Below are 14,722 nucleotides of genomic sequence, written 5' to 3' on the forward strand. Positions count from 1 at the left end.
CCTGAACCCGGTATTGGCAACGGCGGGCATGCAACGCATGCCGGCCTTTCCGATTCAAACCACAAACCTCAATCCTCAATCCTTTCCAACCCCTCCGCACTCCGATCCGCAACCCCGGCCCACGCCCCCGCCGCCAACCCCAGCTGCGCAATCTCTTCCACCGTCAAAGGCTGCAAGCGCGCACACAAGGCATCGAGCTCGTCCCACGCGCCGCACTCCAACGCTTCGACCGCCGTCAGCAACAGTCCCAGCACACCCTGCCGATGCAGGATGCCCGCCTGGATCGGCCGCGACAGCGTCAGCACATTCAACGTGCTCTCAAGCGAACCGCCGAACACCGCATCGACGAACGAAAACACGCCGGTCAAAAACGCTGCATCGGATTCGTCGCGCCCGGCTTCGGGCAAGCGCTCGATCGCCAGCTCCATAAAACGCGCCCGGCTCGCCGCGAGTTGCAGCAGAGGATCGTCCTCGAGCGCGACCTTGCGGCCGTCCGCGTACAGCAGCAACTGCGTCCAGCGAGCAATCCGGTTCGTGCCCGTCGCGTTGATCGCTTCTCGCAGCGTCGTAACCTTGTGACCAACGGCCAAGCCGCTCGAATTCGCGAGCTTCATCAGATGCATGACGAGCACGGGATTCAGTTTGAGTTCGGCTTCGAGTTGCGCGACGGTCGGCTCGCCTGACAACAGTTGCAGCAGGTTCAGCAACGCGTGCCGCGGCGCGCTGACACGCCGTGTCGTCGAGGTCTGCGCTCGCGCGAAGTAGTAGCCCTGAAAACGATCGAAGCCGAGCGCATGCGCCGCATCGAAATCGGCCTGCGCATCGAGGCCCAGCGCGATCAGCAGCTTGCCGGCCGACTTGAGCACGCTCGTCAGCTTGGGCAACAGCGCACTCGGGGTACGCGTGAAATCGATCTTGACGACGTCCGCGTAGGGCAACAGCCTGGCGAACGTCTCGTCGGGCTGGGTCACTTCGTCGAGTACGAAGCGATAGCGCCGGCCGTGCAATTGAACGATACGCGCGATCAGGGCGTCGTCCACCTCGATCGTCGGCGACAATTCGAACATGAAGCGCTCAGTGGGCAGCCGCAGGATCGAGTCGTCGAACAGCATCTCGCGGCTGACATCGACGTAAGCGGGATGCCCGGTGAGCGCGCTGCGCACATTGCTCTGCACCAGACCGCGAATCACGGCTCGCGCCACCCGTTGCGCCGGCTCGGGCGCGTGGCCCGGCAAGGCATCGGCATCTGCACTCGAATCAGTGCCACGCCCCGCAACCGGGACCGCGTCAGGTTCGGCGCCTGCAGGCAAATCTGGCGCGCGCACTTTGATCTCATAGCCGCACAGCATGCCGTCCCGATTCAGAATCGGCTGACGCGCGAAGCTGGCATTCAGTTGCGCATCGTCCGCAGCACCCGTGTGGCCCGGATTCTCGATTGCGATGGTGGTCATTCCATTCCCCCGCTAAGCGCCGCCCCGGCGCTCACTGCTGTATTTTGGTTTTGGCTGCACCGATAACGTGCGCCCAGGACTCTGAGGCCCGTGGCGTCTGCGATGCGCCCGGCGATTTTAGCTCAGGCTGCTACGCGCGGACATGCCAACGCCGCAATATCTCGAAATAATTGGTTACCCGTCTCGCTGAAGGCCTGGAAAGAATCGACGATACTCTTGTGCAGTGCAGAAGCGTTGCACCCCTCGTGCTACTCCGCCTTTAACCACCAAGGAAAATCATGGACGTCAAAAGCGTGCTGTCAAATGCCTTCGCGATGCCGATCACGAGCCCGGCGTTTCCGATGGGCCCGTATCGTTTCATCGACCGGGAATTCCTGATCATCACTTACCGCACCGATCCGAACAAACTGCGCGCCGCCGTGCCCGAGCCGCTCGAGATCGGTGAGCCGCTGGTGCATTACGAATTCATTCGCATGCCGGATTCGACCGGTTTCGGCGACTACACGGAAAGCGGTCAGGTGATCCCGGTGTCGTATAACGGCGTGGCCGGCGGGTACACACTGGCCATGTATCTGGACGACCATCCGCCGATTGCCGGCGGCCGCGAATTATGGGGATTCCCGAAGAAGCTCGCCAAGCCCGTGCTCGAAGTCCACACGGACACACTCGTCGGCACACTCGATTACGGCCCGGTGCGTATCGCCACCGGCACGATGGGCTACAAACATCGGCAACTGGATCTCGCGCAGCAGCAGAAACGCCTGGAAACGCCGAACTTCCTGCTGAAGGTGATTCCCCACGTGGACGGCACGCCGCGCATTTGCGAACTGGTGCGCTACTACCTGCAGGACATCACCCTCAAAGGCGCATGGACGGGCCCCGCCGCGCTGGACCTGGCGCCGCACGCGCTGGCGCCGGTGGCGGACCTGCCGGTGCTCGAAATCGTCGAGGCACGGCATCTGGTTGCCGACCTGACGCTTGGACTCGGTGAAGTGGTGTTCGATTATCTGGACCAGCCCGAAGCCAACGTTCGCTGATCGACCGTCGCGGTTCGGCGTACACGACGCGCATGACGCGCATATGAAGTACATGTGAAGCGCATGAAGCACTGCTGCCAGACACGCGTCAGGCAGACGACGCTTCAAGCCTCGCCCAAAATGCAAACGGCCGCATCAGCGGCCGTTTGCATCAGGCAAAATCCATCAGGCAAGACGCACAACGCCTTACTTCAACACGACCTTCACGTCGAAGTACTTCGCGGCGAAGCGGTCGATCGTACCGTCGGCCTTCAGTTCCTTGAGCGCCTGGTTCAAGGCGTCCTTCAACGCCTTGTCGCTCTTGCGGACGCCGTAGCCCACGCCCGCGCCGAGCAGCTTCTCGTCGGTGACGGGCGGCCCGGCGAATTCGAAGCCTGCGCCTTGCGGCTTCTTCAGGAAACCCTTCGAAGCCGCTTCCGCGTCCTGAAACGCGGCGTCCAGACGGCCCGATGCGAGGTCGGCGTAGATCTGGTCCTGCGTCTGATACGGCACGACGTCGACGCCAGCCGACGCCCAGCGCGCCTTCGCGTACGCTTCCTGAATCGTGCCTTGCAGCACGCCGACATGCTTACCCTTGAGCGAAGCCGGCGTGGGCAGCAGACCGCTGCCCTTCTTCGCGATCATCTGATTCGGGATCGTGTAGATCGGATCGGTGAAATCGATAGCCTGACGGCGCTGTTCCGTGATCGTCATGTCCGAGTTGATCGCGTTGAACTTGCGCGCTTCCAATGCCGGAATCAGGCCGTCGAACGAATTCTCGACCCACACGCATTTCGCCTTCAGCTTCGCACACACGGCATTGCCGATATCGATATCGAAACCTTGCAGCTCGCCCGACGGCGACTTCGATTCGAACGGCGCATACGACGCCTCGACGCCGAACCGCACTTCCTTGATATCCGCAGCCGACGCGGAGCCTGCCGCTACCGTTGCCGTCGCGAACAGCGCGAGCGCGGCCATGTTTCGCCAATTCATCTTCATTACGGGTGTTCCTCTACGGTATTGAATAAAACGGAGCCGAATCCAGGCAAGCATGATTGCCGTGCCAAAAATGCGATTCAAACTCGTGCGACCGGTGTGATGCAGCGCAACAGCCGCGAGGGCGGGATTGTACAGGCTTCGCAAAGCACGCCTGGCGGGCGCCGGCACCCGCCGCCCTCTCGCGACCTCGAATCGATGCACGGCAAAGGTGCAAATTCGTGTCGCGTTCCGGCAAGAGATGGTCTGAAGGAGATGCAGCGGCGGGCTAAACGAGCTTCGAAAGCGTTTCCTGAGTGGTCTCCACGACCAGCAGACCCGCACGCAAGCCCGGCTTGACGGTTGCGTTCGGAAACACGAGACGCTCCTCATCGTGACGCACGGTGTAGCGATAATCGCCGTCGCGTGCGAGCACGGTGTCTTTCACGAAGGGCGTGAAATTCGGCACATCCGCGGCCACCAGCAATTCGAATGCGTCGCTTTGCTTGGTCAGCTGGTCGATCACGGTGAACACGCGCGGCATGGCCGCGGGCACGTTGCCATTCTTTGTACCGGCCAGCAGATGACGCAACGCTTCGTCCGCACCGGCGAACCGCGTCAGATCGTTCTGACCGAACGGGCGCACCTTGCCGAGTTCGAGCGTGCACGCTTCGGCGCCACATGCCTGCGCGGTGAAGTGCGAGTACGTGTTGCCCTTGGTGGTGTGCAGCAGGACGGCGCTGATGCGCGCTTCGCCGAGCCACTCGAACATGGCGCGCGAAAATGGCTTGCCGGTGTGCGGCAACAAGGCGAATTGCTCGAACGCCGAGGGGCGGATCGCCGTATGCATGTCGATGTGCCAACGGACGCCCGCCTCCTGCGACGCCGCGGCAAAGAACTGCGTTGCCGCGCGCTCCAACGCCACCGCGCGCGGCGCTTCGTGGCTGTGCGGTACCTGCTCGTGCCGTCCGCTGAAGAGGCGGTTCAGATCGTCGTCGCGATAACGGCATGCGTCGCGCATGGCGTCGACGTTGCCGAGGATCACCAGCAGGCGGCACGACAAGGCGGCATCGCCTCGCGCGATATCGCGCACGAGACGCGACAGCAGTTCGATTGGCGCGGTCTCGTCGCCATGCACGCCGGCAGAGACGAGCACACTGCGGATGCCTTCCTCCCGCACTGCGGGCTCCATGAGCAGCACGCCGTCGTCGAGCCATGACCAGCGCACGCCGTTGTCGTTGTCGTTGTTGCCACCCACACCCTGCGCTTCCAGCGCGCCGGGCCGCGTCCCCGCCAACGTGTAGGCAAGAAAATCGTCGAGCATCGGAACCGGCATGCCGTGCTCAGCGCTGGAAGTCATACAGCGACCCCAGACCGAGAATCTGCGTCAGCTCATCGAGCGCGGTGCGCGACTCGGCGAGCAGGTGCGGATCGGTCAGATCGGACGGTGCCAGACGATCGCGGTAATGCTTTTCGATCCACGTATCGAGGCGGCCGAACAGCTTGTCGTCGATCCACACACCAGGCGTCACCGCCGCGCGCTCCGTATCGTTCAATGCCACGCGCAGACGCAGACATGCCGGACCGCCACCGTTCTTCATGCTTTCGCGCAGATCGAATACAAGCACGTCGTCGATGGGCCCGGTGTGCGAGGTCAGATCGTCCAGATAGGCGCCCACACGCTCGTTCTCGCGGCATTCCTGCGGCACTACCAGCACCTGCTTGCCGTCCGGGCGTGTCAGCAACTGGCTGTTGAACAGGTACGACGTGACCGCGTCGGAGACGCTCACTTGCGCGTCCGGCACTTCGATCACGTTGAACCCGGCTTTCAGCCCTGAGAGCTTGGTGCGCAGTTCGTCGTACACCGCGTTCTGTTCGACAAAGGCGAGTTGATGGCAGAACAGTGTCGTGCGATTGCCGACCGCGATCACGTCGTTATGGAACACGCCCGCGTCGATCACGTCGGGGTTCTGCTGTGCGTACACGGTGGCCGCTTCCGCCAGACCGTGACGATGCGCGACCGCGCGGCTCGCCTCGAACGTCTGACGTGCGGGAAAACGCTTCGGCTCCGGTCCGCGGCGATACTCGCTGCGGCCGTACACGAAGAATTCGACGCCACGTGTGCCGTATTCCGAGCAAAAACGTGTGTGGTTCGCCGCGCCTTCGTCGCCAAGTGCCGGCGTGCCAGTCAGTGCCTCATGCACCGCGAAACGATCGGCGTCGCTGAAGATCGCGCGCAAGGTGCGGCGTGTCGATTCGTGCTCGATCGCACGATGCAGCTTGCTGCACAGATTAGCCGGCGTGAAATGCACGCGACCGTCGTGCGTGTCGGCCGACGGACTCACCGTCGCCGCATTCGCGGTCCACATTGCCGAAGCCGAACTCGCCGCGGCCAGCAACTCGGGCGCGTCTTTGGCCACGCGTGCGATCACCGTTGCGTCGTCGCCCGAAAAACCGAGTTCACGCAGGAGACGCATCGAAGGACGCTCCTGCGGCGGCAGCACGCCCTGATGAAAACCGAGGTCGGCCAACTGCTTCATCTTGCGCAGCCCCTGTCTGGCGGCCGCCTTAGGATTCGCAACCGACTTCTCATTGTTCTGTGACGCGACGTTGCCGAACGAGAGCCCCGCATAGTTGTGGGTCGGGCCGACGAGACCGTCGAAATTGGCTTCAGTGGCTTGCATCGTCGATCCTTAGAATTGAAGACCCGGCGAGACGCTCGCGGGCATTTGCAGTTGCGCACTTTCGACGGAAGCCATCGGATACGCGCAGTAGTCGGCCGCGTAGAACGCGCTCGGCCGGTGATTGCCCGAACGCCCCGGACCACCGAATGGCGCACCCGACGACGCACCATTGGTCGGCCGGTTCCAGTTGACGATGCCCGCGCGAATGGTGCGCTGGAAATGCGTCCACAGGGCTTCGTCGTCTGCAAGCAGGCCAGCGGAGAGGCCGAATTCGGTATCGTTGGCTTTGTCGAGCGCTTCGTCGAAAGTGCCGTAGCGAATGATCTGCGCCAGCGGTCCGAAATGTTCTTCGTCCGGCAAGTCCTTCACGGCGGTCACGTCGAGAATCGCAGGCGTGACGAAGCCGAGTGCCGGATCGCGCTGCTCCATCTTCAGCAGTGCTTTCGCGCCATCGGCCAGCAGACGCTCTTGTGCCGCGACGAGGCGCGAAGCCGCACGCGCGGAAATTACCGCACCCATGAACGGCTGCGGCTCGGCATTGTATTCACCGACACTGATGCGCGCCGTCACTTCGGTCAGGCGTTCTACAAAGCGGTCACCGAATGCGTCGTTCGGCACGAAGATACGGCGCGCACACGTACAACGCTGCCCGGCCGACAGAAACGCCGATTGAATCGTGTGATGCACGGCTGCATCGACATCCGCCACGGGCCCGATCACGAGCGGATTGTTGCCGCCCATTTCCAGCGCGAGGACGATTTCCGGACGGCCGCCGAACTGCTTGTGCAGCAATGTTCCGGTATCCGAACTCCCGGTGAAGAACAGGCCGTCGATCTGCCGATGGTTAGCGAGCGCAATGCCCGTCTCCTTCTCGCCTTGCACGAGGTTCAGCACGCCGGCAGGCAAGCCCGCATCGCGCCAGATCTGCACGGTCAGACGCGCGACACCGGGCGCCAGTTCTGATGGCTTGAACACAACAGCGTTGCCTGCGATCAGCGCCGGCACGATATGCCCATTCGGCAAATGGCCGGGGAAGTTATACGGCCCGAACACCGCGACCACGCCATGCGGACGATGCCGAAGCACGGCAGTGCCGTCAGCCATCGGCGAACGCTTTTCACCGGTGCGCTCGTTATAGGCCTGAATCGAAATCTCGACCTTCGCCGCCATCGAAGCCGCTTCAGTACGCGCTTCCCACAGCGGCTTGCCAGTCTCCCGGCCGATCGCTTCGGCGAGCGCTTCCTTGCGTTCGGTCACGAGCGCGGCGAAGCGGCGCACCACGCCGCAACGCTCGTCGAGGCTCAAGGCCGACCACGCCGCGAATGCGCGGCGAGCGCTGCGTACCGCACGATCGACGTCGTCCTCCGATGCGCTGTTGCCTTCCCAAACCGTCGCGCCCGTACCCGGGTTGCGCGACGCGAATGCGGGTCCTGTTCCGGCGGCCCATTCGCCGTCGATGAAAAGCTCGCTCATGATCATCCTTGTTTGTGTTTCAGCGGCAGCACCCGCACCGGGTCGCCTGCCTTGACGTCGAGTGCGGCCGCCTCGGTGGCGCTCATGCGGAACACGCCGTCTTGCGGCACGCCAGCAGCCGCGCCCACGCGAAAATCGCCCAGCGACGTATTCGATACCAGCGAACGCGGTGCGTCCTGCGGAGCGCCCGCCGGCACATCGGCGATCTCGACCGGCACCACCACGCTTTCGCGCACGGTGCGCAAGTCGGCGATATGGCATTCGAGCACCGGGCCCGCATCGAAAATATCGACGTGATTCTCGTAGCGCAGCCCTTCCGATTCGAGCATGCGGCGCGCCGGAATCGTGTCGCTATGCGTGAGGCCGACGCATTCCTGCGCTTCTTCCGGCAGCAGTTCGACATACACCGGATAACGCGGCATCAGCTCAGCGAGAAACGCCTTGCGGCCGTGTGAGCTCAGATAGTCCGCCGCGTTGAAATCGATCTGGTAGAAATGCGAGCCGACCGCGCGCCAGAACGGCGAGGTGCCTTCCGCGTCGAAATGGCCGCGCAATTCCGCACACAAACGCTGCGGAAAGCGCTCGCGGAACTGCGCGAGAAACATGAAGCGCGAACGCGACAGCAAACCGCCGACGCCGCTCGTGCGGTAACGCGGGCTCAGGAACAGCGAACACACCTCGGCGTAACCCGTCAGGTCATGCGAAATGTTCAGCGCGCGCATACGCGTCCAGATGCCGAGGTCCTGGCTCGCGTGCACAACCGTGCTCACGCGGTAGTTGTAGAACGGTTGCTGCAGACCGACTGACGTTTCGATGCCGCATACACCGGCCACGTCGCCGGTGTCGGTATCTTCCATGACGAAGAAGTAACCGGCTTCGTGCGGCTCGGCCTTGTCTTCCATCGTGCGGCGGGCACGTTCAACGCGCGCCGCGAGCGCATCGCGATCCGGCTTGAAAGTGGTGAGACCGGGGCCGGTCTCCTGCGCGAGCCGCATGAGCGCGTCCACATCACCTCGTTGCACAACGCGAACGACGATCATTGTGCGTCTCCCGTCAATGCTTCCTGAAGCGGCTCATGCAGCGGCACGCAGCGTACCGCGTCGCCCTCCTGCACGCCGAGCGCGGCGCGCGCCGCATGCGACAACGATGCGCCGTTTGCCTTACCGCCCGGCAATTCAGCGAGTACGCAACGGAACTCGCCGTCCGCACCGTTATGCGCGATCAGATACGTCGAACCGCCGGCAACCGCGCCAGCTTCGTGCACGACGCGCGTTTCATTGCGTTTCACGCAGGCGCTACGATCCACTTGTGCGGTCAACACCGGACCCGCATCGAAAATGTCGATAAAGCGATCCGTCTCGAAGCCTTCTTCGAGGTGAATCTCATACGCGAGCAGCGCCTTCGAGTCCGGCTCGCCGAGCACGCGTTGCGCCGCTTCCGGCAGCAACGGCACATAGATCGGATAGGTCGGCATCACTTCAGCGATAAAAGTGCGGCTACGGCCGCCCGATTCGATTTCGATGTCGGCGAAGTTGCGGCCGAAGAACTTGCGCCCCACTGCCTCCCAGAATGGCGACACGCCCGAATCGTCGGTCACGCCGAGCAGCAGCGAGAACACCTCGGGCGTGAAGCGTTTGCGATTGGCGGCGATGTACATCATCCGTGCACGCGACATCAGATGCGCGGCCGCATCGCCGCGCAGCGACGGGTCGATGTAATAGCCCGCAAGCCGGCTCTTGCCGGTCAATTCATGCGACATGGTCAGCGCATGAATCTTGCGATTCACGTGCAATTCGCGCGACGCATGAATCAGCGCGTCGTTGCGAAACGCGTAGAACGGGTCCGAATAACCGGCTGCGGCGACGATGCTCGCCGTGCCCATCAGCTTGCCGCTCTCCGCGTCCTCGAGCACGAACAGATAGAACTCCTCGCCCGGAAAATCGACTTCCGCGCGAAACGAGTCTTCCGACAGCGCGACGCGCGCTTCGAGCGCATGCCGGTCGTGCGGCAGCGAATGCAGCACCGGTTGCGCGGTGCGCGCCATATGTTCGAGCGCATCGAGATCCGCGAGGCGGCTTGGGCGTACGAAGAGCATCATCGTTCCTGTTGAATGTGACGCATGATCAATGCAGCAAGTCAGTGCCGGCGATCAGTGCGACGCCGTTTCGGCTTTCGCGCCGACGATCTCTTCGACGGCCTTCGCCAGACGCGCGAAGCCTTCGTTCATATCGTCGAGCGGCATGATCAACGACGGCACGAACCGCAGCACGTCCGGACCCGCCATCAACATGATCACGCCGTGCTGACCCGCAGCGGTGACGAAATCTTTTGCGCGGCCCTTGAACGCATCGGTCAATTCAGCACCGATCAACAGACCCTTGCCACGCACTTCCTTGAACAGAGCGAAGCGTTCGTTCAGCTTCGCGAGATGACCCTTCAATGCTTCGCTGCGAGTGCGCACGCCTTCGAGCAGCTTCGGATCGCTGACCAGCTCGACCACCTTCTCCGCGATCGCCGCGCCCAACGGATTGCCGCCGTAGGTCGTGCCATGCACGCCGACCTTGAAGTGCGCGGCCAGCGAGTGGGTGGTCAGCATCGCGCCGATCGGGAAACCGTTGCCGAGCGCCTTCGCTGTGGTCAGGATGTCCGGCGTCACGCCCGTGTCCTGGTACGCGTAGAAATAGCCGCTGCGGCCCACACCCGTTTGTACCTCGTCAAAAATCAGCAGTGCGCCGTGCTGGTCGCAGGCTTCGCGCAGCGCCTTCAGGAATGCCGGATCGGCCGGGATCACACCGCCCTCGCCCTGGATCGGCTCGACGATCACCGCACAAGTCTTCGCGCCGATCGCTTTCTTCGCCGCTTCGATATCGTTGTACGGCAAGTGGATGATGCCGGCCGGCACCGGGCCGAAGCCTTCCGAGTACTTCGGCTGGCCGCCGACGCTCACGGTAAAGAACGTGCGGCCATGAAACGACTGCGTGAACGAGATGATTTCGACTTTATCGGCGCCATGACGCTCGAACGCGACACGGCGCGCCAGCTTCAGCGCCGCTTCGTTCGCTTCCGCGCCCGAGTTGGCGAAGAACGCGCGGTCGGCGAAGGTCAGGTCTTCGAGGCGTTTGGCGAGACGAAGCACCGGTTCATTGGTGTAACCGTTACCGATGTGCCACAGCTTGCCACCTTGCTCGTGCAGCACATTCAGCAGTTCAGGATGTGCGTGACCGAGCGCCGTCACGGCAATACCGCCGGCGAAGTCGATATAGTCGCGGCCTTGCGTATCCCAGACGCGTGAGCCGAGACCGCGATCCGGCACGAAGGCGGCGGGCGAAAACACCGGCACCATCACTTCGTCGAAGGTCTGGCGTGTCACAGTCAGGTCGTTCATGGCGAATCCTCGTTACAGGTGAGAGGTAATACACGTAGTGTAGGAAACCGCGGGCGATACGTCTTGCGCATACGCGACGCTTTCTATGAGCTTCCGGGCGGATATGTCGCGGGTAAGTCACTGGCAGATCGCAAACAGCACGCTTCCCGGCCGTTTATTTCGCCTGCTCGGCTTGCCAATCTGGCTTACCGGTTCGGCTGCTCATCCCGCCGCTTGTTCAGCTTGCTTATCTGGCCGGCTTATTCCGCCTGGTCGGGCCGTTCGATCAACGCAGCCGGTCGCGGCTCACTGGCCTCGGCGCCCGTCGCGCCAGTCTGCTTGTCGATCCAGTTACGACGATCCTCGCGCGGTGTGACACCAAAGCGTTCGCGATAAGCATTCGAAAAGTGCGCCGCCGACGAAAATCCGCAAGCAAGACTGATCTGCACCACCGATTTGCTGGTGCGCTGCAACTGCGTGCGCGCTTTCGAAAGCCGCAGGCCAAGATAGTATTTGGACGGCATCGAGCCGAGATACTGACGAAACAGACGTTCCAGCTGGCGCCGCGAGACGCCGACGAGACCGGCGATTTCATCGGTGGTCAGCGGATCTTCGATATTCGCTTCCATCAGCATCAGCGCATCGTTCAGGCGCGGATGGCGCTCGCCCGGCGCGGTCACGTACGGAATGCGCTGACGCTCCTCGCCCGCGCGCAACACGCCGACGCCGAGCGTATCGGCAATCCGGTCCGCCAACTCTGGGCCGTGATCGCGGCCGATCATCGCCAGCATGAAGTCGACGGTTGCCTGACCGCCCGCGCAAGTTGCGCGATCGCGGTCGATTTCGAAAATTTGCTGGGTGACGATCGAGCGTTCGAACTGCTCGGAGAACTGCTGATAGGTTTCCCAATTGACACTCACGCGATAGCCGGACAACTGCCCCGCCATCGCCAGCCACCAGACGCCGTGATGAATGCCGGTGACGAGCGGCGTGCGCTGCCCGACGCGCGAAAGACTCGCGAGAAAGAGCCGATAGTCGGCGAATTGCTGGAACCGTTCGCTGACGATGATCAACCAGTCGCACGAAATTGCATCGCCGAAGGCGGCGTCGGCCGGCCATTGCGCGCCGCCCGACAAGGGCACGGCGCGGCCGTCCCACGAACACACCTGCACGCGGTACAGCGCCCGGCCGTCGATTTCGTTGGCGAGATTGAGCGCGTCGACAATCGGCCCGACGCCCGTCATCGACACCGGCGGCAAGGCGACGATTGCGACCTGCGTGGTGCGAGCCGGGTTGGACGTGCGAGCCATCGCTGATGAGTAAAGCGCGAACCGCGCGTTACTTCAGGCTGCCCGACAGGAACTGCTTGAGCCGTTCGCTGCGCGGCGTGGTCAGCACTTCGGCGGGCAAGCCCTCTTCTTCGGTGCGACCCTGGTGCAGGAACATCACGTGGTTCGACACGTTGCGCGCGAAACCCATTTCGTGCGTGACGACGATCATCGTGCGGCCTTCTTCGGCGAGCTTCTGCATCACCTTCAGCACTTCGCCGACCAGTTCGGGATCGAGCGCGGAAGTGGGTTCGTCGAACAGCATCACGTCGGGGTTCATCGCCAGCGCACGCGCAATGGCGACGCGTTGCTGCTGACCGCCCGACAGATGCGACGGATACTGCTTTTCCAGGCGCGGCGCGAGCCCCACCTTCTCGAGATATTCGCGCGCACGTTCTTCCGCTTCGCGACGCGACATGCCGAGCACGTGAATCGGCGCTTCGACGATGTTCTCGATCACGTTCATGTGCGCCCACAAGTTGAAGTGCTGGAACACCATCGCGAGTTTCGTGCGGATGCGTTGCAGCTGCTTGTGATCGGCCACTTCCAGATTGCCGGCGCGGTCGGCTTTGGTTTTAACCATTTCGCCGTCGACGACGATCTGTCCCGCGTTCGGCCGCTCCAGAAAATTGATGCAGCGCAGGAAGGTACTCTTCCCCGACCCGCTCGCGCCGATGATGCTGATCACGTCACCCTTGTTCGCGTTCAGCGATACGCCCTTGAGCACTTCATTGTCGCCGTAGCGCTTGTGGATATCCTGAACGGCGAGCTTGCAAGCTTCGGTTTGAGTCGTGTGGAGCAAGATGCTCTCCCTTTGAAAATACGGATCAATCTACGTGACAGCGCGGGCCAGCCGCGTCCGCTCTATCGAAACATGCCGGCTCAGTGCGTGCGCACCGCCAGGTAACCCAGCCAGTGACGCTCGGCGCGGCGAAACAGTGCCACCAGCGCGAACGACACCACGAGGTAAATCAGCGCCGCGAGGCCGAACGCATCGAACGACTGATACGTGGCGGAATTCGCGTCGCGCGCCACCTTCAGGATGTCCGGCACCGTGGCTGTAAACGCGACCGTGGTGGCATGCAGCATCAGGATCACTTCGTTACTGTACAACGGGAGCGCCCGGCGCAGCGCGGACGGTATCACAATGCGGCGGTACATCGTGAACCAGCTCATCCCGTAAGCACGGGCCGCTTCCACTTCACCGTGCGAAGTCGAACGGATCGCGCCGGCGAAAATCTCGGTGGTGTATGCGCAGGTGTTCAGCGCAAAGGCGAGGATCGCACAGTGAAAACCGCTGCGAAAAAATGCGTCGAGCAGTTGATGCGAGCGCACGAATTCGAGGCTGTACATGCCGGTGTAAATCAGCAGCAGTTGCACGTACAACGGTGTGCCGCGAAACACGTACGTGTAGAGACGCACCGGCGTCGACAGCCAGCGCTTCTTCGAAACGCGCGCCACCGCAAGCGGAATCGACACGAAAAAGCCGATCCCGATCGAGGCCACCAGCAGCCACAGCGTGACGGCCAGACCGGACATACGCTGACCGTCCCAGTACAGGAACGCGCGCCAGAATTGATTGAGAATGTCGATCATGGTCTTAGAGCTCCGCGTGGCGCACGCCGATTGAATAGCGCCTTTCCAGCCAGATCAGCACGAGATTCGACATGGTGGTGATCGCCAGATAGATCAGCGCGGCGATCAGAATGAAGAAGAACATGTTGAAAGTGCTCTTGCCTGCGTCCTGAGCGGCTTTGACGACATCGGCGAGACCGATGATCGACACCAGCGCCGTGGCCTTGACCAGCACCTGCCAGTTGTTGCCGATGCCTGGCAGCGCGAAGCGCATCATCTGCGGAAACAGGATGCGCGTGAACACGCGTGCGCCGCTCATACCGTATGCACTGCCCGCTTCGAGCTGACCGCGCGGCACCGCGAGAAACGCGCCGCGGAAGGTTTCGGTGAAGTACGCGCCGTAGATGAAGCCGAGCGTCAGCACGCCGGCCACGAACGGATCGATATCGAACTGGGGCAGATTGAGCGCATCGGTGAGATTGTTGACCGCGATCTGGATGCTGTAGAACAGCAGCAGCATCAGCACGAGGTCGGGCACCGAGCGGATCAGCGTCGTATAGCCGGTTGCGATGGCCCGTAGCGGGCGGTTAAAGGAGAGTTTCGCCGCCGCGCCCGCGAGGCCGAGCAGCACGGCGGCTGCCAGCGACAGGACGGACAGCTCGATCGTCTGGATCGTGCCGGCCAGCAACACCGGACCAAAGCCGTAAAGGAACACGCGTGTCTCCATCCAGGATTTATTGAGGATGTCATGGATGGGGGCGGGTTATGCCTGCCCGACTCATCCAGCATGGCACCGAGTCTCGCAAGCGGAAATTAATTTCTCAAACGGAGGACGAGTGTGTGCTGCGATGCA

The 14,722-nt window shown here is 62.6% G+C and carries 13 protein-coding genes; 1 reads left to right on the forward strand and 12 read right to left on the reverse strand.

The features are described from left to right. Nucleotides 1-68: 68 nt before the first annotated feature. Nucleotides 69-1,451: an EAL and HDOD domain-containing protein gene (locus PQQ52_RS31065; protein ID WP_408220224.1), complete on the reverse strand. Its 1,383-nt coding sequence runs from the start codon at nt 1,449-1,451 to the stop codon at nt 69-71. A gap of 278 nt (nt 1,452-1,729) precedes the next feature. On the opposite strand from PQQ52_RS31065, the gene PQQ52_RS31070 reads away from it, so the two are divergent. Beyond that, complete coding sequence (locus PQQ52_RS31070; protein WP_408220227.1) at nt 1,730-2,488, forward strand: acetoacetate decarboxylase; 759 nt, start codon at nt 1,730-1,732, stop codon at nt 2,486-2,488. Nucleotides 2,489-2,674: 186 nt separating this feature from the next. Here the strand turns inward: PQQ52_RS31070 and PQQ52_RS31075 are convergent, their stop codons facing one another. The 11 genes from PQQ52_RS31075 to PQQ52_RS31125 all read right to left on the reverse strand — a co-directional run bounded on the left by PQQ52_RS31075 (nt 2,675) and on the right by PQQ52_RS31125 (nt 14,584). Next, entirely contained in the window at nt 2,675-3,469 is a 795-nt protein-coding gene (locus tag PQQ52_RS31075) for an ABC transporter substrate-binding protein (RefSeq protein ID WP_408220230.1), read from the reverse strand. 265 nt (nt 3,470-3,734) lie between these two features. Continuing rightward, nucleotides 3,735-4,805: a succinylglutamate desuccinylase gene (gene astE, locus PQQ52_RS31080; protein WP_408220233.1), complete on the reverse strand. Its 1,071-nt coding sequence runs from the start codon at nt 4,803-4,805 to the stop codon at nt 3,735-3,737. Beyond that, the gene (gene astB, locus PQQ52_RS31085) at nt 4,789-6,129 is read right to left on the reverse strand and encodes an N-succinylarginine dihydrolase (protein ID WP_408220236.1); all 1,341 of its coding nucleotides are present in this window, start codon (nt 6,127-6,129) and stop codon (nt 4,789-4,791) included. Before astB ends, astE begins: the two co-directional genes overlap by 17 nt. A 9-nt stretch (nt 6,130-6,138) precedes the next feature. After that, nucleotides 6,139-7,602 (reverse strand): succinylglutamate-semialdehyde dehydrogenase, encoded by a 1,464-nt coding sequence (gene astD, locus PQQ52_RS31090; RefSeq protein ID WP_408220239.1) that lies wholly within the window; start codon nt 7,600-7,602, stop codon nt 6,139-6,141. A gap of 2 nt (nt 7,603-7,604) precedes the next feature. Next, nucleotides 7,605-8,642 carry an arginine N-succinyltransferase gene (gene astA / locus PQQ52_RS31095; protein ID WP_408220241.1) on the reverse strand — a complete coding sequence of 346 codons (1,038 nt, stop codon included), beginning with the start codon at nt 8,640-8,642 and terminating at the stop codon, nt 7,605-7,607. After that, nucleotides 8,639-9,697, reverse strand: a complete 1,059-nt coding sequence (gene aruF, locus PQQ52_RS31100) for an arginine/ornithine succinyltransferase subunit alpha (RefSeq protein WP_408220367.1) — start codon at nt 9,695-9,697, stop codon at nt 8,639-8,641. Before aruF ends, astA begins: the two co-directional genes overlap by 4 nt. Nucleotides 9,698-9,751: 54 nt before the next feature. Beyond that, nucleotides 9,752-10,987, reverse strand: a complete 1,236-nt coding sequence (locus tag PQQ52_RS31105; RefSeq protein WP_408220244.1) for an aspartate aminotransferase family protein — start codon at nt 10,985-10,987, stop codon at nt 9,752-9,754. A 239-nt stretch (nt 10,988-11,226) separates the two neighbouring features. Beyond that, nucleotides 11,227-12,276, reverse strand: a complete 1,050-nt coding sequence (locus tag PQQ52_RS31110) for a GlxA family transcriptional regulator (protein ID WP_408220247.1) — start codon at nt 12,274-12,276, stop codon at nt 11,227-11,229. A 28-nt stretch (nt 12,277-12,304) separates the two neighbouring features. Beyond that, complete coding sequence (locus tag PQQ52_RS31115; RefSeq protein ID WP_054043063.1) at nt 12,305-13,096, reverse strand: ABC transporter ATP-binding protein; 792 nt, start codon at nt 13,094-13,096, stop codon at nt 12,305-12,307. Between the two features lie 80 nt (nt 13,097-13,176). Further along, nucleotides 13,177-13,890: an ABC transporter permease gene (locus PQQ52_RS31120; protein ID WP_201075315.1), complete on the reverse strand. Its 714-nt coding sequence runs from the start codon at nt 13,888-13,890 to the stop codon at nt 13,177-13,179. 4 nt (nt 13,891-13,894) lie between these two features. Beyond that, entirely contained in the window at nt 13,895-14,584 is a 690-nt protein-coding gene (locus tag PQQ52_RS31125) for an ABC transporter permease (protein ID WP_408220250.1), read from the reverse strand. Nucleotides 14,585-14,722 lie beyond the last annotated feature (138 nt).

It is taken from the genome of Paraburkholderia sediminicola (assembly GCF_046030555.1).
GTDB classification, from domain to species: Bacteria; Pseudomonadota; Gammaproteobacteria; order Burkholderiales; family Burkholderiaceae; genus Paraburkholderia; species Paraburkholderia sediminicola_E.